We start from the raw sequence: 20,175 nt of genomic DNA on the forward strand, positions 1-20,175 counted from the left end.
CCCCTATTTATCGCTATATACTGTCTAGTATGTATATTCTAATCGAAAACGCTAACAATTTCACTATGAATCTATACTTTCACTCGTGTTGCATTAATATTTTCCGATAGTGGCTACGAATTATAAATGCCGAAAAAAATCAGCGGCTGTTTTCTCGGTAGTATACCGGGAAGCAGCCGCTGCATTGAAGCCTTTTTATAGTTATCTTCTTGACGGGGATATGACCGCAGAACGGTCTTTTTTACGGTTATCGTCTTCACGATCATCGTTGTCACTATCATGATCGTCGCGATCATCGTCTTTATAACCACCTTTGATGCCTGTTAGATCAGTCTGGACCTTCACCTTTTTTTGCGCAACGACAAGGTTACCATTTACATAGCCTCGGAATTCAAGCGTTACCTCACTGGTCTTCCAGTCGAAGTCGGACCGCTCAAATTTAAAGTGTCCCAATTTGGCCATCATGTAGTATCCTTTGTTATCGTTCAGCGCTTGAACCCCATTTACCGTCGCCGTATCCAGGACAATGCCGGAACCGTTCAGCCAATCCGGCAGATTAACTTGAACCGTAAACACGCCCTTATTGCCCTTAATGACATGCGGCAATACTTCCATAGTTGCCTCAATATAGACCGTTATCTGTTTCTGAATCGTAGTAATAAGACCCGCAGCATCCGTCACTGTAACAGTAACATTATAATCACCCGGTTTATTTAACGTCATCGAGGAACCGTTTGCTGCGATTGTTCCTGCAGCTGAATCTGGTCCGATAATAACCATCTGCTCAAAAACAATGCCTGACAACTCATCAGTTGCAGTATACACAAGCGGTAATACAGTGCCAAGCTTGTACTCGGCTTGCATATCCATCGCAATAGCCGGAGCCGTTTTGTCGATCTTCACTTCAATCGTATTGGTAATCTCGATATTTCCCGCGATATCAACGGAATAAAATGTAATTCTATGAATGCCTTCCTCGTTAACCTTTACAGCAGTTCCTTCGGTATAGTCCGAACCGTTTACAGCGTATAACGTTTGTACGACTCCGCTTAGCGTATCGGCCGCACTCAATTTCACAGTTACTTCTTCCTTAGACCATGCCGTTGATGCGTCTGTCGTGGTAATAGGAGCCGTACGATCAATTTTCACTTCGACCATTTTGACTTCTTCCACATTGCCTGCTTGATCTACTGAGTAGAAGGAAATGTTGTTGATTCCTTCCTCGTCTACGTTGAAAGAGATACCTTCCTCATACTCCGAACCATTAATAGCATAAAAAGTTTTATTTGCTCCGCTTTGAGTGTCCTCGGTGTGCAAATTAACAGTCACTGGTTCCTTGAACCAGCCTTCCGAAGCGTCAGACGTGGTGACAGGAGCTGTTCGATCAATTTTCACTTCAACCGTTTTCGCCTCTTCCACATTACCCGCTTCATCAACAGAGTAGAAGGAAACTTGATTGATGCCTTCCTTATCTACATTAAATGAAGCACCTTCCGCATAGTCCGTACCGTTAATCGAATAGAAGGTTTTAGCCGTACCACTTTGGGTATCGTAGGCGTTTAAATTTACAGTGACCGATTCTCTCAACCAGCCGTGAATTGGTGAAACCTCGGTTATCGGTGCTATTTTATCAATTTTGATATCGATCGTTTGAGCAACCTCGATGTTACCTACTTTATCAACCGAATAGAATGAAATATGGTTGACGCCTTCTTCCGTGACATTCAACGATGCTCCGTTTACATAATCTCCATTATTCAGCGAGTAGTACGTATTTGCGACCCCTGTTTCATTGTCGGTTGCCGTCAATACGACAACAGTGCTTTGGTTCATCCAGCTTGTTGGCGCATTTGCCGTCGTGACCGGCGCCTCTGTGTCGACAATAAGCTTCGCCAATACGGTGTTAGAGTTACTTGATTCACCAAATGAATTACTATACGAAGTTACGACATATTCATGGTTCGCATAGGACAAATCAGAAACCGTATATGATAGATTATTAACATTCTGTACTAGAAGTACCGGCTCACCATTGATTATTTCGTATATATTGTATCCGTTGGCATAAGTTATAAAATCCCAGGAGATCTGTGCGCTCGTTGGAGTGAGCACCTTCAGACTGGCAATCGGCGGCAACATTTCCGGATATATGATATTCTCAGTGATCCTGTTGGATGTAACTGACTCTCCAAATCGCGAGCTAAAAGCAGTCATCTCATAGGAGTGAATATCCTCCGTCATATTATAAACGTTTGTCGTCAACCCTTTTCCCGTGTAGATTAATTGTCTTTCACCATTCTTAACTGCGTAGACATGATACTCGTTGGCCCAAGTAACCCCTTTCCATGACAGCATGATATTGTTGGCGTTAAACACGGCTGCTGTTAGAGTTGGAGCCTGTACGACTGGCCAAACCAACGCAAATTCTACTTTACTCGCGTTGGGTGATTCACCGAATCTGTTGCTTACAGAATGCACCTCGTATACATAATCACTCTCTGGCATATTGGTCTGCGTTACCGACCTGCCGGTGACTGTCTTAACTAGACTCTTTTGGCCTTCTACAATCTGATAAACATTGTAAGATGTTGCATATGCGGAAGCATCCCATCTTAAGACGATGTCATTCCCGTTTGCAATGCTGTTCGTAAAATTAACCGGAGCCTGCATCGTTGGGAAAATGATTGTAAAAGAAACGTCGCTTCCTTCTGTGGAATCCCCAAATCTGTCGCTGTAAGAGTAAACCTGGAACGTGTGCTCACCCTCCCCCATGTTGGCGAACACCGAGGATGTGCCGGTTACCGTTTTTTGCAAAACACGTTCTCTACCAATAATCTCGTAAATTTTATAATCGGTTGCGTAGTTGGCCGCTGTCCATTTTAACGTAATATCGTTACCGTTTGACAGAGTTTGCGTCAAATTCGTCGGTGGCTGCATAAGCTGCTCCTGCACGGTTAAGGAAAGACTGCTGCCTTCTAAAGATTCGCCAAAGCGCGTGCTTACAGAATGAACAACATACGTGTGTTCACCTACCGGAACCTTGGCGATTGTTACACTCAAAGCCGTAACTGTATTTTTAAGCACTGGCTGACCGTCTACAATTTCATACACCTTATAATTATTCGCATATGGCACTGCTGTCCAGGTCAAAACGACATCATTACCGTTTTGGACTTTGGAGGCGAAATTGACGGGGGCTTCCATCGTCGGGTGAATCAATGCGATGATAGCTTCAGCTCCTTCCGGAGACTCTCCCAAAAGCGTTGAAAAGGAGTGGACAACGTAATGGTAGTCGCCCGAAGGCAGGTTAGTATAGGTGACATTTGTTTTCGTCACTGTGCTTTTCAATACTTTCTCACCATCTATAAGCTGGTAGATTTTATAGCTCGCGGCGTAAGGAACCGCTGTCCATTTCAAGGCAATGTCATTGCCGTTATTAATACTCTGAGTCAGACCTGACGGCGTTTCCATCGTTTGTCCGTTCATGGTGACAGTTACTGAACTTCCATTCGATGACTCTCCGAATCTTGCGGAGAAGGAGTGAACTTCATATGAATACTCGCCTGGCTGTACGTTGGAATAGGTTACTGTCGTTCCTGTTATCGTACTTTTTAATACCTTTTCCCCATCAATAATTTGGTAAACCTTATAGCTGGCTGCGTACTCAGCGGCAGTCCAGCTCAAGCTAAAGCTGGTAGCGCTTTTGATTGTTTGTGTCACATTCTCCGGTGCTTGCATAATCGGAAAAATGACAGCTACTGAAACCCGGGTGCCCTCAACTGATTCCCCGAAACGGGCTGAGTTAGCATGCACCTCGTACGTGTAATCACCCGCTGGCATATTAGCAAATGCGGCTGTAGTAGGGGACACTGTTCTTTTCAAAACCTTTTGTCCATCGACAATTTGGTAGATCTTGTAGTCGTCCGCATTCGCGACGCTTTCCCAACTCAAGTAAATATCATTACCATTCTTCAATTCGTATGCTGCACTGCTCGGCTTATCCATAGTCACTTGCTCAATAGTGAGTGAGACCTGGCTGCCTTCCGCGGATTCACCAAAGCGGTCGCTATATGCGTGTACCGTATAGACATAGTCTCCGGGAGCCATTTTCGCATATGTAATCGTTGTTTTGGTGATTGTGCTTTTCAGAACCTTTTCACCGTTAATCACTTCATAAACGTTATATTGGGTGGCATTTGCCACAGCATCCCAGCTTAAAACAATATCATTGATATTCTGAAGCTTAAAAGTATAATTAGTCGGAGCCGTCATAGTCACAGTGCCCACGGTGACGGAAAGTTGGCTTCCCCCGGCAGATTCCCCGAATCTTTCACTGTAGGAACGCACCTCATAAATGTAATCACCCGCCGGCATATTGCTCAGCTTACTGCTGGTTCCAGTAACCGTACTACGCAAGCTAGGCTCGCCATCAACGATTTGATAGATTCTATAGGCCGTTGCATAGCTGACAGCAGACCAGTTCAGATCCACGTCACTGCCGTTTGTTACCGTGAATGACAGGTTGTTTGGAGCGGTCATAACCGGATAAACCACCTGAATTTCTATAGGTGATGATATCGGAGATTCACCGTACAGAGCGTTAGCAGCCGAAACTGCATATTTGTATATTCCTTCTGAAGCATTGGTGATGGTATAGCTCCGTCCGGTGCCGGAATAAATAAGTACTTGCTGCCCATCTTCTGCGATTTTGTACAAATTATAGCTTCCAGCGTATGCTGAAGCTGTCCATCTCAGTGCAATGTCATTACCATTTGGCAGTGTATTCGTCAAACTTTCGGGTGCTTGCATATCCGGATAAACAATATCAACAGCAACCGGTGCGCTTGGACCTGATTCACCTGTTTCACTAAGTGTCGATACGGCGTAGCTATAAGACCCTTCCGGCAAATTGCTAGCCTGGTAAGTGGTATTGGCCACGGTACCAAGCATTCTAAGTTGACCTTCCGATATTTCATAAATATTGTAGCCCGTGGCCCCCGTGACTGCTGACCAAGTTAGTCTTACATTCTCTGGCGCCAACAAATTCGTTGTAAGGTTGCTTGGCGGTAGCATTGTGCTATCCGTCGAAGCAGCCACCCTTCCCATTGGAATCGCCAGCTGTACCAAAAGCATCAATGCGACTAGTAAAGATAAGAGCTTGGAAGAACGTTTTATCATGATTAAGTCCTGCCTCTCATAGTGAAAAGAGGAAAATAGTCCAAAAAAAAGAGAACCTCTGACAAGGTTCACTAGCATTAAGGGCTATGATTCCTTGTGGTAACCGGCTGCCTTTCAAGTAACTAAAAAAATACTTGGGTAAGGCCCATGGCTTTGCGTCTCATAGTTTCCTATGATTTGCCCCTTCACATAGTATATTATGAGTGTATTATAATCCCATTGGCCCATAAGCGTTAATAGGTCTAAAGTAATATATTATGTCATTTTTCTGCAAGTTCCTGGGTTACGCTATTATTTTCATTAGTTAATAAGAAGGTCAATTTGACACAAAACAAACAAATTAGGACCTTGCCCATGTCAACACGTATATTTCAAGTGGAAGCTCCGCATGCTGGCTGAGTGCCTGCGAGCAAGCCTCCACCGTGCTTCCTGTCGTATAAATATCATCGATCAATAGAACACGAAGCGCTTTGCGTGTCGGAGAAGGATGTTTGAGGTCTTTTACTCCATTCGTATGCAGCTTGTGAAACTCGGCTGGATTGCTAGTAAAAAGATATCTTGTATCGCGCATTCTCTCAGAGCGCGTCTTGAAGCTTTGTTTCTCGGAATGACGAGAACGGACGAGCAGCTGCTTAAGCGGCAAATGATAGCGCTGCGCAACCCGACCTGCCAGCTGCTCTGCCTGATTAAAGCCCCGATCGGCCTCTCGTTCCGCGCTGACAGGCACATAGGTTACGGCATCCCAGTGTTCGGTCATCCTTATTTTCAATTTAGATTCTCGACTATTGGGTGCGTTAGTCCGCTGAACAATTTCGGCTGTCAAAGCCTCGAAAGCAGGCAGCAGCATGTCGCCAAGCAATGGAGCAAGCTGCTCGTTTCCCCGATATTTGTATAGAGCGAGCATCGCTCGCATCGTTTGATTATAGTGAACCGCGCTGCGGTTGCACACAAAAGAGCCATGCGGACTGCGTATGCAGTCCTCGCAGGGAATGCCGCGCCCGCATCTAGTACAGGCGATGCGGGTGAGCCACGGTATTGCGGAGAGGCACGCTCCGCAAAGGGATTGCCGAAGCTGGGGAGTCAGCTTCGCGGGGCTGCTGCTGTCCGCGCTGCGAGAGCCGGTTTGCGGTTTGCCGCATAGGAGACATGCGGCAGTCCGCGGTGCGAGCAGCTGCGCGGCTCCGGCGAAGGCGGATTGCAGTCGCCGGAGCCAGTCTTGGGGCGGGACTGTCATTTGGGCGAGCCTCCTTTGGTTGCGGAGAGCAGATAGCCCTGCTTGCGAGCCATTCGGTTCATGCTTTGGATATGATGTACGGCTTGCAGCTGCGCTCGATTGCGTTCTCGGCTGCAGAAATAGACCTGCCCAAACGGATCCTCAGCCGATCTTCCTGCCCTTCCTGCCATTTGCACCAAGGAAGCTTCGTCAAAGAGCCGACCATCTGCATCTAGGATATAAACATCGCTTTTGGGAATGGTTACCCCTCTCTCTAATATGGTAGTCGTGACAAGCACGCGAATCTCCCTCGCCCGAAAACGCTGAACCTTCGCCGACCGCTCCGCATCCTGCGAGGAGGTAGCAGCAACAGCAGCGTGAGACAGAACTATGCGCAGCAGGGCTGCCATCGGTTCTGTCTGTGCAATCTGCTGTACGAACACAAACAGCTGGGCGCCGCGAACAAGCGATGCCTGCATGGCCGCCAGCAGCTTTGTCGGCAATTTGTGTTGCTGCAGCATTTGCTTCACTATCGGTGTTTGAATAAGCCTCGGAACCGGCAGCGGATGACGGTGATAGCGCACAGGCACCCTTGCATGCGGAAGCCTCCCGCGTTTCGCTGCCCGCTGCAAATCGCTTGGCGGCGTAGCCGACAATAACAGGCGAGCTGCGCCCGGCGCACAGCTTTTATCCGCCGCAAAATGAAGGAGTGGATCGCCCGCAAACGGAAACGCATCAAGCTCATCGACCACGACGAGATCAAAACCTTGATAAAAGCGCAGCAGTTGATGCGTGGTAGCCAGCGTAATGTCACCGTTTTCCCAGCGCTGCTCACTGCCCCCGTATAACGTGACTACAGTAGCTCCTGGAAACGCTTTGCGGATTCGCGGGTCAAGCTCAATGACGACATCGCGGCGCGGCGTTGCGATCAGTGCCTTTCCGCCCCGCAGCAAGACAGATTCCACTAGCGGAAAAATCATTTCCGTCTTGCCCGCTCCCGTTACCGCCCATAGGAGAAACTCTCTGGCCCTGGCGGTTTTGCCCTTTGTCATTCGGGTACGCCCAGTATGCGGCTCCGGCTCCTCTAGGAATCGCAGTGCTTTCTCTGCGGCGGCCGTTTGAGCGGGACTCAGCTTCCAACGCTCAAGCCGCAGATCACTAGCCGGCAATATAAATTCCTTGGCCGCCCCTGCTCCCGCTTCTACACCTGCGGGCCCATAACGCTGCCCCGTAACCAGCAGCTCGCATTCCCGGCTCCGCCCCATCCCAATGCACGCCGTGCAGTAGGCGCATATCCGACCGCACGCGGCACATGCCGTGCGGTTCATAAACGCCTCACCGCTCCCGCAGCGCAGGCAGCTGCGCTCGCGCCTCCGGCGCCCCAATGCGTCCGCCCGCCCGCCGTCTCCGGCGGCGATCGATCCGCTCAGGCGCACCCGCCCGAGCAGCGCCGCAAGCTGCAGCATTTCGCTCCAGCCTGCAGCGGCACCGGGCCCGCCTGCGCCAGAGAGCAGGGCGTGCGCCTCGCTTCGCAACAGCGCACGTCCCTGCAGCATGTCCGCGGCACGGCTCGCCCCTGCCGCGATTTCTCCCAGCTCCACCGCACGGCTCGCCCCCGCCGCGATTTCTCTCAGCTCCGCTGCACGCTTAGTTCCAGCCGTGGTTTCTCCCAGCTCCGCTGCGCTTTTGATCTCCCCCTTTGGCCGATCCCACCGCTCAGCCAAACCTAGCAAACCCTCTATGCCCAGCCCCGTTTGCCGCTTTGTCCGGCTTCCAATCCGCCACCACTGGCCAGAACCTGCTGTCCCTTCTTCATTTTGCGCATTTCTCTTCGCCTCCTTCGCACAAGCCATCAGCAGCTCCAACGCATCGCAGCCGATATCCGACCTTCCCTCATCGAAGATATACTGCTCTAAATGCACGATTTTCCCGCGTTTTCGCTTCATCGCTGCTTCCCAAAGCTCCACCACAAGGCAAGCATCACCAAGCGGCAGCGCTTCAAGCAGCAGCCAGCCTGTATCCGCAGTTTTCTCATTCAGACAGCCCGCCTCACCGAAATCGCCGTTCATCCAGAAATGCTTATCCAGAGCTGCTTGAATCGTCGCGCGTGCCTGCCAGCATCCGCGTACCTTTACAACATACACCTGAGCCTTCATCTTCCTTCCCCCTCTGTTCCTTCATCATCCGGCGCTTTTCATTTATAAACGAAACGTATAAATTCTTATAAATGAACACAAGCATAAACGGCTGTAGCCGTCTTTTGTCGGCAAAAGCTCGTTTCGCGGAGATATATAAGCAGATTTATAAGTAAAAACTTATAAAGTCTTATATATAAAAAAAAGCACACCCAACCACGCAGAATGCGTCATTGAGTGTGCTTCACTCCGAATATTCAATTACGGCAAATTATATACTAAAATGGCATTTTCGACAAATCCGACGGGTTTTGCAAATCAATCAGCACCGCGTGGTCTGCATTCGATACGATTCCTTCTGCCTGAAGCAGCCACAGCAGTTGGGTACCATCCACAGCTTTCGTTTGCGAACGCTTACTATCCTCGTTTTCGGTTAGAGGTTCCGACCCTTTGGCATGCACCCTGACTTCCTTGCCGTCTCTCGATAAGCGCTCAACAATAGCAAGCGTTTCATCCGTTACCCCGTGGTCGACAATCGTCAACCGAACATCCTTGCCCATCCGCCGCGAAAAAGAAAACAACGAGCGCACATACCATTCCATATTTTTTTGCCGAACGCCCGCAACAAGTACGTAATGTTTGCTGGATTGCTGCCTTCCTCGCCGAATCCGATAAGCCAGATGCACCGACAATGCAGCCACGGCATAAATGCCAATAACCAAAAGTAGAAGCTCAAACATGGCGGCCACCTCCTCTTTGTGACACTATATGCTAGGAAGAGCCCACTGGTTCCGCAATGGGAGGACAAGGCGAAAAATGTATGTTGTATCAAAAAGGTCTTTTCTCTCGATTATTAATAGTCAAATTCCGACAAAGAAACACCCTTGAGCAATTTACAATATATGTTATCATTTTACTACGTATCCTTGCATATATAAGATATGCACGCGAATGGAAAGGAAGCGGCGTCTTACACATTTTCAGAATAGCTAGGGAAGCGATGAAGTATAATCTGCATATGGACACTTGGATTATATGGAGCTAATAGTGTAACCGGCCCTCTTAGAACCCACTACCTATCTAAGAGGAGAGTGAATGATGCGTTATTTTAAAAAGCAGCTTTCTTTAAGCATGGCCCTGATCTTGATTTTTTCCTTAGCGCTTGGTTCTCTTGTTATGGCCGAAGGTCAGGATAATGGAGGTGCGACTTTAGCAGACCCCTTAATTGAGAACACCTGCGAGAGCTACTCATCCAACCGGGATCATGTCTTAGCAAACCAAACCAATATCGTAGACAATGGCGACGGCACGGCGACTGCGTCCTTTAGGACCACACAGGATTGCGTAAGAGTAAGCTTCTCCTCCTATGCGGGCCCTGCTGACTGGACTCCAGGTCCAGGCGATACGACAATACCTTACCTCAAACAAGTGTATTTTGATGGGCCGTCCATTGTATATCCGAAGGCTGGCAGCTATTCCATCACCATTGACATTCCGGTATGTCTTCCTTATCAGCTGGACATTTATAGCGGTGATCTGATTACCCAGTTAGGCGTTGGCGCCCACGGCGACAAAATTAAAGCCTGGAAGCTAAAGCTTCAAAACACTTGCACGGAGCCGACGCCAACACCGACTCCTACACCAACGCCAACACCTACATCTACACCTGAAACCACACCATCATCTACACCTTCATCTACACCTGAATCCACACCATCGTCTACACCTTCATCTACACCTGAAACGACACCATCGTCTACGCCTTCATCTACACCTGAAACGACACCATCGTCTACACCTTCATCTACGCCTGAAACGACACCATCGTCTACGCCTTCATCTACACCTGAAACCACACCATCGTCCACTCCTTCATCTACACCTGAAACGACACCATCGTCTACGCCTTCATCTACACCTGAAACCACACCATCGTCTACGCCTACTGTGACGCCTACTACAACAGCAACCTCATCACCGACCGTCTCGCCATCGCCCGAAGTAACGCCCTTAATTGAAATTGACGATGAGGAACCCCCAATCGGAGGCATAGGCGGAGAGATCGATTCCGAAGTTGATACCGTTATCGATTCCCAGGATGAGCAAGTTCCGCTGGCTACGCTTCCGAAAACCGGCGATTCCAGCCCGACTCCTTATTATTTAATCGGTGCCTTTGCGCTTACAGCCGGCTTTATCTCGCTTCGTAAGCAAAGACAAAGAAAATAAAGTCTCTTTCCCTCGTGCTCCGGCGCTGCGTTATGAGCAGCCTCGGAGTGCTTCTCATTCACTGTGGTTTAGCATCATTTTCTTGTATTCTTATATACAAAAAAATCCCGCATCAGAAGATACGGGATTTTGCTCTGCAATTAATAATGATTACAAGGTCACCCAGCCATATTTAATGGACTGAATAACGGCTTGAGTACGGTCGTCTACTTCCATCTTTTGCAAAATGCTGCTCACATGGTTTTTTACCGTTTTTTCGCTGATAAACAAAAACTCCCCAATCAGCTTATTGCTTTTGCCCTCGGCCATTAATCTAAGAACCTCCGCCTCACGGCGTGTTAACGGGCTCTCATCGCCTGCAACGAATTTCACTCCCGGCTCTTGGGCGGCTGCTGCGCCTGAAACGATTCCCATCTCGTCTAAATAAGTCATACGGCGAAGCTGATTGATCAGCTTGCCAGTTACTTTAGGATGGATGTAGGCATGGCCTTGAACGACGGAGCGAATAGCATTAATCAGCGATTCAGCCTCCATATCCTTCAGCAAATAGCCGGTTGCCCCTTTTCGAAGCGTTTCAAACACATAGCTCTCATCATCATGAATAGATAGAATGATAACCTTTACGTCAGGAAACATGCTCTTCAAACGTTCTGTCGTGACAACGCCGTTCTCGATTGGCATATTGATATCCATCAAAACGATTTCTGGAATCGTATGATTACAAAACTCTAACACTTGAATGCCGTCCCCGCACTCGCCAATGACCTCAAGATCGTCTTCCATATTTAGAATCCGCTTAAGACCTTCACGAAACAGCTGGTGGTCATCCGCAAGTAAAATTTTGATTGTACTCACATTGCTTGCAGTTTTCTGGATCATCATCATCTTACTCCTTTCTAGATTCGGCAGTAGTTGGTATATCTATTATAATTTTCGTCCCTCTACCGGGATTTGAGTCTATATCCATCCTTCCCTCTATCAGTTCAATCCGTTCTCTCATCCCCACCAATCCAAAATGCGCGTTTCGACTAGCATCCTGCTCAATGAGTTGGCTGTGAAAACCAACGCCGTTGTCTTGAATAACGAGTGAAATATGCTGTGGCCGATAGTTAATTTCGAGTGAGACATGGGTAGCGCTCGCATGCTTAAGTGCATTAGAAAAAGCTTCCTGAACTAAACGGTAAATCGCCGCTTCCATTGCCGATGGCATTCTAGCCTCTTTGCCAATAAGCTCGAACACGGTATGTATTTTTGTTTTCTCTTCAAAATCCTGCGTGAATTTCCGAAGAGTCGGCACAAGTCCCAAATCATCCAAAGCCATCGGACGCAAATTAAATATAATTTTGCGTATCTCCTCTAGTCCGGAGCGCACCTGCCCTTTCAAATCTACTAATTCTTCCTGTACCATCACAAATTCCTGCTTGATAAGCATTCGCTCAGCGATTTCTGTTCGAAGCACGATATTAGCGAGTGATTGAGCCGGTCCGTCATGGATTTCCCTAGCGATCCGCTTACGCTCTTCCTCCTGCGCTAATATAATTTTCAGACCCAGCAGCTGCCTGGTTTTGGCAGATTCAATAATACGGGTAACCTGGTTCAAATCCCCCGCTAAATATTCAAGCACAACATTTATTTGCGATGCGATTGTTTCAGCCCGTTCAATGGAGTTTTCTACATTACGGACACGTTTTTGCAAATCGTCGCGACGTGCCTTCAGGTAAGACTCCTTCTCGCGGTATACCATCAGATCCAGCTGGATCTGGGTGGCTTTCTCATAAGCAGACTTAATGTCTTCTTCCTTGTAGCGTACAAAATCCCGGCTAACCTCCGTCAGCCTTATCCGCGCACGGCGGTAGTCCTGCTCTAGCTGATCGACCTTATCAATCGTCTTCACTGTTTCTTGAAGAACGATTTCAAGCTCCTGCTCCAAAGACTCCATCTCCGTGCGCGCTGATTCACATATTTCATAAATTTGATATTTGCTGTCTTCCATGACTTCGATAGCATTTTTGATTACACGATTTATATCGCCTGTAAGGTGGTCCACTGTAGATCGGCAACCTTTCTGTATTAAAGGTTAATCTACTCTATCATACCACAGATTGGATATCATTCGTCCATCGTTAATCGATGGTAATCTTTTTCGTTTTTCCGTCGTAACCCACCTTTAGACCTAATTTTTCGGAAAATAGGCGTACCGGGATCAACGTGCGGTTATTTCGGATAATCGGCGTTACCTCTGAGCTTTGCCGTACGCCGTTTAAAATGAGATCCTTTTTACCTAGAGTCATTTCCATCAGCTTATTGCCTCGCAGCACCGTGACCTGACCCGTATTTCCATCAAATAACAGACGTGAGCCCATAGCATCCGATACAAATCGAACCGGTACGAAGGTTATCCCGTTCAGCACGAGCGGTGCTGAATCCAGCTTTATCGCTTTTCCATTAACCATAGCCGTTGTTTTACCTACAGTCATTTCGACCTTCGTGTTTGTATCTACCGTTACCGAAGGCGGATATTGCAGCTTCATGTTGTCTAGTCCGATTGCACCTGAAGACGACCGCTCATCCTGGCCTTCCGCAATGGTTACAACGTAGATCCGCTTTAGTTTAACCGGGAATTTCATCCCTGCGGACGATAGATTTACCTTTACGTTTTTCCATCCGCTAAAGTCCAGCTGTTTAGCCAGATCAAGAAGATGGGCTTTCCCATCGGCATCGACAAACTCTGCGCGTACCCAGTTCAGGCTGTTATCTCCGTAAAGGTCAACCGTCATTGACGTAGGAGAGCCCTCTATTGCACGGCCATTTGTATTAAACACGGCGTAAGAGGCTTTCGTTCCCGTACCGTTCGTGAAATCATAATCCAATTTCAAAGCCTTTGCAGAGGTTTGTCCCGGGAAGTCTGCTACCAAGCTCACGCTGCCCACTGTCGTTGCGGGCGTGATCTGGGAAGTGATCGGATACGTTGATTTCTCGAAATCCTCGAAGGTCTTAACCGCTTCGCCCTGCGTAAAGGGGATCATGGCTGGAAAACCATCATAACGCGCGATCGCATAACCTGTGGATGTTCCCGCATTCACCGATTGTACGGTTACGCTGTCGCCATTTTGAACTGCGGTAAACCCGATAAACTCCCATTTCACTGAGTCTCCGCTTAACTTATACGTTGTGCCATTTTTGAGCTTAACGGTTAGCGGAACAGAAATCGTGGCTCCTTTTGCCAATACGCCGGCCGCCGTATCAATGGAAAGTGAGGCAATTTGATCCTGGCCGATTACTTCAATTTCCTGCTTGGTAGTAATAGCCCCGGACTTCACGCTAAGCGTCGTTTTACCTGCTTTAGTCGCTGTAAACTCATTCCCGTTGAAAGTGCCGATTGCCTTCTCCGAGCTCCATACCGCAGAAGCGTTGTCTACCTCGTAAGGATTGTAATACGTATCATAACCTTTTATTAAATAAGACGACTTCTGACCTATGAACATGGCTTTAGAACCACTCACAGAAATGCCTTTTAACGTTCCTTTTGGAGCCGTGGTGAATACGCCAATTCCATTTGCGACGCTTCTTTGAGTTGAACCATACTGCGTGGAATGGGCCAGCTGTAAGGAAAAGTCCCCAAGCGGGCGCTCGATCATCGTTGTTGAGCCGCCGCCATCAAGATTGACGCCTTTAAATACACCCAATTGCAGCATGACTTGTTGAAGCTCTTTCAGGCTGAGCCCTGTATTACCGCCGAAACGCTCACTCGTGATGAGATAAACTTTCATTCCGTCCTTTGAATAGCCAACCCCCGAACGAGATGTATACGACGATCCGCTGACACCGGTGACATCACGCGAAAACGGCGCCACCACACCCGCATTAACTAACAGCGTATGTCCCCCGGCCATCATTTCAAAAGAGGAGGGATCAACTTTCGCTCCCGTTGTTTGCGACTCAAGCGAATAATCAGCCGTTATCGGTTGTCCAACCTGCAGATGTTCCTTCACGTACGCAGCTGCCGTGCCGTGCGTACGAAGTATGTAGCCGTCTTCCGGCGCTTGTCCCGCTATCGCCTTGTCTATCGAGATTTCTTCAATCATCCCGTTGCGGACCAATACCTCCGTCGGCGTGGTGCCTGAATTTTTCGGGCGCTCCGTTCCGCCCCATGCACTTGTATATATATACATTTTATTAACATGACTGTAGATCGAGCCTGTTGTTTCGGGAGCATACGCGGATTGATTAAGACCTTCTATCTCAAAAGATGAGCCATCCGCCGCTGTTACCATGCCGTCAAAAGAATAGTTATCGATCATGGGCTTCCGATCCTTTGATACCGAAAACGCGTACATCCCTTTCAGCTTCGAAGGACTCGACATAAACATGCCGCTTATGACCTGGCCACCCATAGGTGCACCTTCATTGCCCATGACAAACACATCCGCATTGATAGCCGCTACCGCTCCGCTTTCTTTTGTCATATTTAGGATCGTATTAACCTGACCAATGCTGTTATTTTTTCCGCTCATCGCATTTAAAGATACATAGGGATTCGTTAGATCTATCTCAATGACATGCACATCGGTTTGTGCTTTTGCGCTTCCGCGCGTTGTATGAAATACGTAGTCTAGTCGTTTAGCCCCTGCAGTAATATAAGATTGCTGCGATAGCTTAAGCACGGGATCGCTTGCAGCAGCCTCTGTAGTCTCTATAGCTGCCTTCTGCAGGCTTCCAGGCAGAAGCGATGCCATGGGCTGTACCAGCAATGCTCCGCCTAACATAACGACTATGACGCGTTTTCCTAAGCTCTCCGACTGCAGTCCTATCATTTTTTGAAACTTAACCATTAGATTTGCAACTCTCCCATCCATTAATCTAATAGTTATAGACTACAAGAGTAGTAGAAAAGTTACGTACGATAAAAGACTGTTATCTCTTTATTTTAAACGATAAATTTTATCTATGATGGAAAAGTGAAAAAAGGCACAACCCGTCTCCATGGCGAGTTGTGCCTTTTTCTAAGAATTAAATTATATTATAAAAAATTCACCTTTTGCAGCAAACGCATAATCATAACCGTTCCTTCTGCGCGAGTGGCATTCGTTTGCGGACTTAATGTCGTAGCTGTTTTGCCGCCAATAACGCCAAGGTATATCGATTTTGCGACATCCTCCTTCGCCCACGCGCCAACCTTGCCGCGATCCGTAAACTTCTGCAAATAGGCGGAAGTCGATTGCGGAAGTTGAACAGTAACCCCAGCTACCTTCGCTGCCCTAATCATCATAACCGCCATTTCCTGACGCGTAATCGGATTATTCGGCTTAAAGGTGCCATCGGTATTGCCTGCGACGATTCCTGCGGCTGAAGCCGCTCCAATATAGGCGCCCATAGCCGTATTCGTGTTCACGTCCTTGAACTTAGCCGCTGCCGAGCGATTGCTGCTCAGTCCGAGCCCTTTCGCAATATACGTTGCGAATTCACCGCGCGTCATGTTTTTATTCGGCTCAAACTTCGCTGCCGTGCGTCCTTCCACGATGAATTTCCGCAGCAGCGTATGGATGGAGCTCGCCGCCCAGTGCTTGGATAGATCCGTGAAGCTGTTTGAGTTACTTACAAGCGCGTAGGAGCTGTTACCCTTTCTTTTAAATGTAGCTGTCGTCTTGCCGCCGCTAGTCGATAGCACCGTTGGAACATAACAGATCCCTCCAGTGATCGGATCAAACCATACGACCGCTGTTTTGCTGGAATCGATATTCTGATAAGTTTGAATCGTTCGCGACACATAACCGTTAAATTCATTAACTGCCTGCTGTATAGAACCGCTCACTGCCGTTACATCGAAATGGTATGGCCCTGCGATCAGGCTCGTATTGGAGCTGTTTATTTTGGAACTGATATTTCCAGTCAGCGTAGACAGTCCTTGATCGATGCGAATAAGCAATTGACCGGAACTGCTGCTGCCGCCGAGCAAGGAATTGATTTTCACAAAATCCGCCGCATTCAGCTGCAGCTCGTAGGAAGCATCGCCGAATTGTACGGCAAATACAGATCTGGCGTTTAGCCGATATGCCGTATCCAGCACACTTATTGGAACTGCAACTATTGCTGCTCGTTCCGTTGACGGCACTTTAAACGCCACGCGTGGAATAGCCAAGCCTGCAGTGCGGGCCGTTTGGAAAGCCGTAAGCACCTTCTCGCCTGATACGGTATAGCGATTAGCCTGTACGCCAGCAGGAGAGATATCCCCTGTTATGGAGGCTGCCGACGTTTTCAGACCGATACCGCCGCCGTCGGCAGCCTCGTAATCACCGGACAAACCATCTAGAATGGTCGTTTGATTTGCTGCACTTATGTTTGAAAAGCTGTTTATGGTTGTTCCGCTGTTTGTTCGAAGTCCAACGGATGTTGAGTAATAAGTAACATTAACGGTTTCCCCAACGTTAAATGGAGCTGCTAGCGTTAAGATAACGGATGCTCCGCTTATATCCACTCTGGATATCGATTTTACGGACTCATTGGCTTTTACGAGAAACTGGATTGAACTCGGCACATAGCTGCTATTTAACGTTTCAGAAAAATTAATCGTAAGTGTTGAGCCCTTTGCAATGACTCCATAAATGTTGCCGTTCTGGCCGCCGCCCGAAGTCCCACCGGTTACTGCGTTGTTAAAGGAGGGGGCTGCATTGCCTGCCAGGTCTGTGATCAAGGTCATAGAGGCTAAATAAGACACCGAAACCACTTGTCCGGCATTTACAGCCGACGATAGTGTCAATAGGACCGAATCTCCTGTAATACGAACCTGCAGAACGGAACGCGCGATATTGTCGACCAATACGCCGAATTGACCAACAGAAGGAACGCTCTGTGAATTCAAGCTTTTATTGTATTTCAAGGTAACGACTGTACTGCTAAAGCTAACGGATTGCAGCGTAGGCAACCCTGTATCAGGCATGCTGTACATACTGTAGTTTTGAATGGCTGCCAAATAATTGCCTGCCGAATCTCTTATAGGATAGGAGCCAGGCGTATATGACACATTGACGGTTTGATAGTTTTGTATATTGCCGTTAACGGTTAACAAAATATTGCTGCCTTTGCTTGAGATCGAGGTCGTGCTGTATTTCACACCACCGACGCTAACCGAAAACTGCAGATAGGCATAGCTGTTTACAGCCGTTAAATCCTTGTCAAACGATAGCGTAATAGCGGCGCCTGAAGCATTCCCGCTCACAAGTATTGGTGGCGTAACATCCTTTGCGCCGGCTACATCTTGGTACGCAACGCTTGCCGCTTCATTTCGAGAAGTATCCTGAATGAGCCCAACTGCTGCTTTTGAATAGGAAAGCTTTACCTGCTGTCCTGATACAATAGGGCTTTGTAACTGAAGAATAACCGCTTCCCCTTTAACTTGCACCCCGATTACTGCGCGAGGCGCTCCGTTAACCGTTACATAAAAGCTGCCCGTCGAAGGAATTACATTAGGGTTCAGCTCTTCACTGTAGCTCATCGTAATCGCGGATCCGCTCCACTCCAGCTTACTCAAGCTGGGGGCTGTGGTATCCGAACCAAACGTATGGAACGTCCATTGATACTCATTTAATATCCCGGCAAAGCTATTGCCTGCCAGATCAGTCACTGCGCTGGCATCGATGGATACATAATAACCGGTATTAGCTTCGAAGGCCTGCGTTGGCGCAATGACCAGCACATTATTGTTGTTACCGTCTACATAAAAGTTAGCGGGGATAGGCGACAGCAGGTTATTGCCAATCGGGTTAAATGTTATAGATCCGGTGGCACCTTTCTTAACCGCCTCGCTGAATGTTGCGGTAAAGGCTTGGTTAAGCCCAACAGAAACCGCATTATTAACCGGGTTCAAGAGTGCTAAAGTCGGTCTTACCGTATCTTGCGAAACGGTGAATTGCCATGATGTTGATGACGCAAGTCCTGCGTAATAATTTCCTGCCGCATCACGAATTGCACGATTGCCAATCGTCACATAATATTTCGTATTATTGACGAAAGCTTTCTCGGCTTCACCGTTAATCGCTTTATTCGGATCAATGGTCATCTGATAGGTTCCGCCGCCTGTTACGCGCTCGGATGTAATAGGAATGGAGCGGAATAATGCCCCAGTCGCCGATTCCCTAATTTCAATGGCTCCGCTGCTTGGAAAAACAGGCTCATTAAAGGTTATTTTCAATACAGAGCTTAGACTGCTGATCGATCCTCCCGTTGTCGGAAAAAAGGCAGATTCAATTGGCGGAACGTTTTCATTGCCCGGATCTGTACTGAAGTTCCAAACCGACGCACCCGAAATGCCATGATACCATTGATCCCCGCTTGGATCAGGTTGAGTAAAGGCACCAGCGTCAATTAATACATAATAAGCAGTATTGGGTTCCAAACTAGTGCTGGGTGTAATCTTGACCGTATTATTGGTTACAGCAACTCTAGATGAAGCTGCATTAAAGCGTTCAAAGGTTGTATTATTGCTGATCCTGCGTATTTCAATATATTTGTTTGGTCGTGCTTGCACGTTTTTATCAAAAGTAATGGTTAGCGCCGCGTTAACCGGAACAGATGTTGCATTATCTGCAGGCACGAATGGAGCCGCTACGTTCACAGGCGCCGATGCGGTTGTAAAGCTCCACGATGTCCCATAATAAAGATTGCCTGCCGCGTCTTGAAATGCCGTATTCGGAATGACAACCGAGTACGCGGTGTTTGGCTGCAGCGCAGCTGGCGGCTGAATGATAATTTGGTTGGTTCCGCTGCCTCTTACTGCATTGGAAGTTACGGCGACCGTTCTGTTATCTTCTGGGGAGTTGATTTGTATGCTCCCGCTTGCCACATAGACGGGTTCATCAAATGTGATGGTAATCGGGGTTGTAACCGCAGCAGGCACTGTAGTTGGCATCAATGCTGTATGATTGGGCCTAGTCGAATCCACTGCTGCAACCGTACGAAAATTCCAGCTGCTTGCGCTATTGATCCCCGCATAACCTGCACCGTTCGACTGATTCACAAAAGCGCCGGTATCAACCAATATGTAATAATTCGTATTTAAAACGAAATTATTAGTCGGGTCTATAGTCACCGTGCGTTGCGTGGAATCAATGGTTATACGACCAGACGATAAAGGAATGCTTTCTACTAAATTGCTCGTGGCATAATCATAAATAGACACAGACGTTGAGCTGGATCCTTTGAAAATATTTTCATCAAAAGTCATCTTCAAATCAGCCGTAAGCGATACATTAATAAGATCATCGGCTGGACTGAGACTTAATACGACCGGACCTGCAGATGCGGCAGACGATTGCTGCGGATCTGTTGCCCAGCCTGCCAAGCTTAGTTGGAGCAGCAGCATAACGGCGATAAACGATGACAGCTTGCTGGTTCGATTCATTTCAATTCACTCCTCAAAAAATTACA

The 20,175-nt window shown here is 47.8% G+C and carries 9 protein-coding genes and 2 riboswitches; of the genes, 1 reads left to right on the forward strand and 8 read right to left on the reverse strand.

Going from position 1 to position 20,175, the window contains the following annotated elements; all coding sequences use genetic code 11:
* Positions 1-201: 201 nt before the first annotated feature.
* From AC1DLI_RS06515 to AC1DLI_RS06530, 4 genes are all read right to left on the reverse strand, one after another.
* The gene (locus AC1DLI_RS06515; RefSeq protein WP_477600758.1) at positions 202-5,178 is read right to left on the reverse strand and encodes an OmpL47-type beta-barrel domain-containing protein; all 4,977 of its coding nucleotides are present in this window, start codon (positions 5,176-5,178) and stop codon (positions 202-204) included.
* A 95-nt stretch (positions 5,179-5,273) separates the two neighbouring features.
* A riboswitch (cyclic di-GMP riboswitch) is annotated at positions 5,274-5,370 on the reverse strand.
* 148 nt (positions 5,371-5,518) lie between these two features.
* Positions 5,519-6,412, reverse strand: a complete 894-nt coding sequence (locus AC1DLI_RS06520; RefSeq protein WP_477600760.1) for a ComF family protein — start codon at positions 6,410-6,412, stop codon at positions 5,519-5,521.
* A complete protein-coding gene (locus AC1DLI_RS06525) occupies positions 6,409-8,547 on the reverse strand; it encodes an ATP-dependent helicase ComFA (RefSeq protein WP_477600762.1) in 2,139 nt (712 codons plus the stop codon). The genes AC1DLI_RS06520 and AC1DLI_RS06525 overlap by 4 nt, the downstream gene beginning before the upstream one ends.
* Positions 8,548-8,804: 257 nt before the next feature.
* Entirely contained in the window at positions 8,805-9,266 is a 462-nt protein-coding gene (locus AC1DLI_RS06530; protein ID WP_477600764.1) for a hypothetical protein, read from the reverse strand.
* Positions 9,267-9,510: 244 nt separating this feature from the next.
* Positions 9,511-9,594: riboswitch (cyclic di-GMP riboswitch) on the forward strand.
* 30 nt (positions 9,595-9,624) lie between these two features.
* Between AC1DLI_RS06530 and AC1DLI_RS06535 the strand changes: the two genes are divergently transcribed.
* The gene (locus AC1DLI_RS06535) at positions 9,625-10,752 is read left to right on the forward strand and encodes an LPXTG cell wall anchor domain-containing protein (RefSeq protein ID WP_477600766.1); all 1,128 of its coding nucleotides are present in this window, start codon (positions 9,625-9,627) and stop codon (positions 10,750-10,752) included.
* Between the two features lie 150 nt (positions 10,753-10,902).
* Here AC1DLI_RS06535 and AC1DLI_RS06540 read toward each other — a convergent pair whose 3' ends face one another.
* From AC1DLI_RS06540 to AC1DLI_RS06555, 4 genes are all read right to left on the reverse strand, one after another.
* Complete coding sequence (locus AC1DLI_RS06540; RefSeq protein ID WP_477601179.1) at positions 10,903-11,631, reverse strand: response regulator; 729 nt, start codon at positions 11,629-11,631, stop codon at positions 10,903-10,905.
* 7 nt (positions 11,632-11,638) lie between these two features.
* Positions 11,639-12,799 carry a sensor histidine kinase gene (locus AC1DLI_RS06545; protein WP_477600768.1) on the reverse strand — a complete coding sequence of 387 codons (1,161 nt, stop codon included), beginning with the start codon at positions 12,797-12,799 and terminating at the stop codon, positions 11,639-11,641.
* Between the two features lie 76 nt (positions 12,800-12,875).
* On the reverse strand, positions 12,876-15,584 hold the full coding sequence (locus tag AC1DLI_RS06550) for a stalk domain-containing protein (protein WP_477600770.1): 2,709 nt from the start codon (positions 15,582-15,584) through the stop codon (positions 12,876-12,878).
* Positions 15,585-15,772: 188 nt separating this feature from the next.
* On the reverse strand, positions 15,773-20,149 hold the full coding sequence (locus tag AC1DLI_RS06555; protein WP_477600772.1) for an Ig-like domain-containing protein: 4,377 nt from the start codon (positions 20,147-20,149) through the stop codon (positions 15,773-15,775).
* Positions 20,150-20,175 lie beyond the last annotated feature (26 nt).

Source organism: Paenibacillus sp. 01T443, from assembly GCF_056398325.1.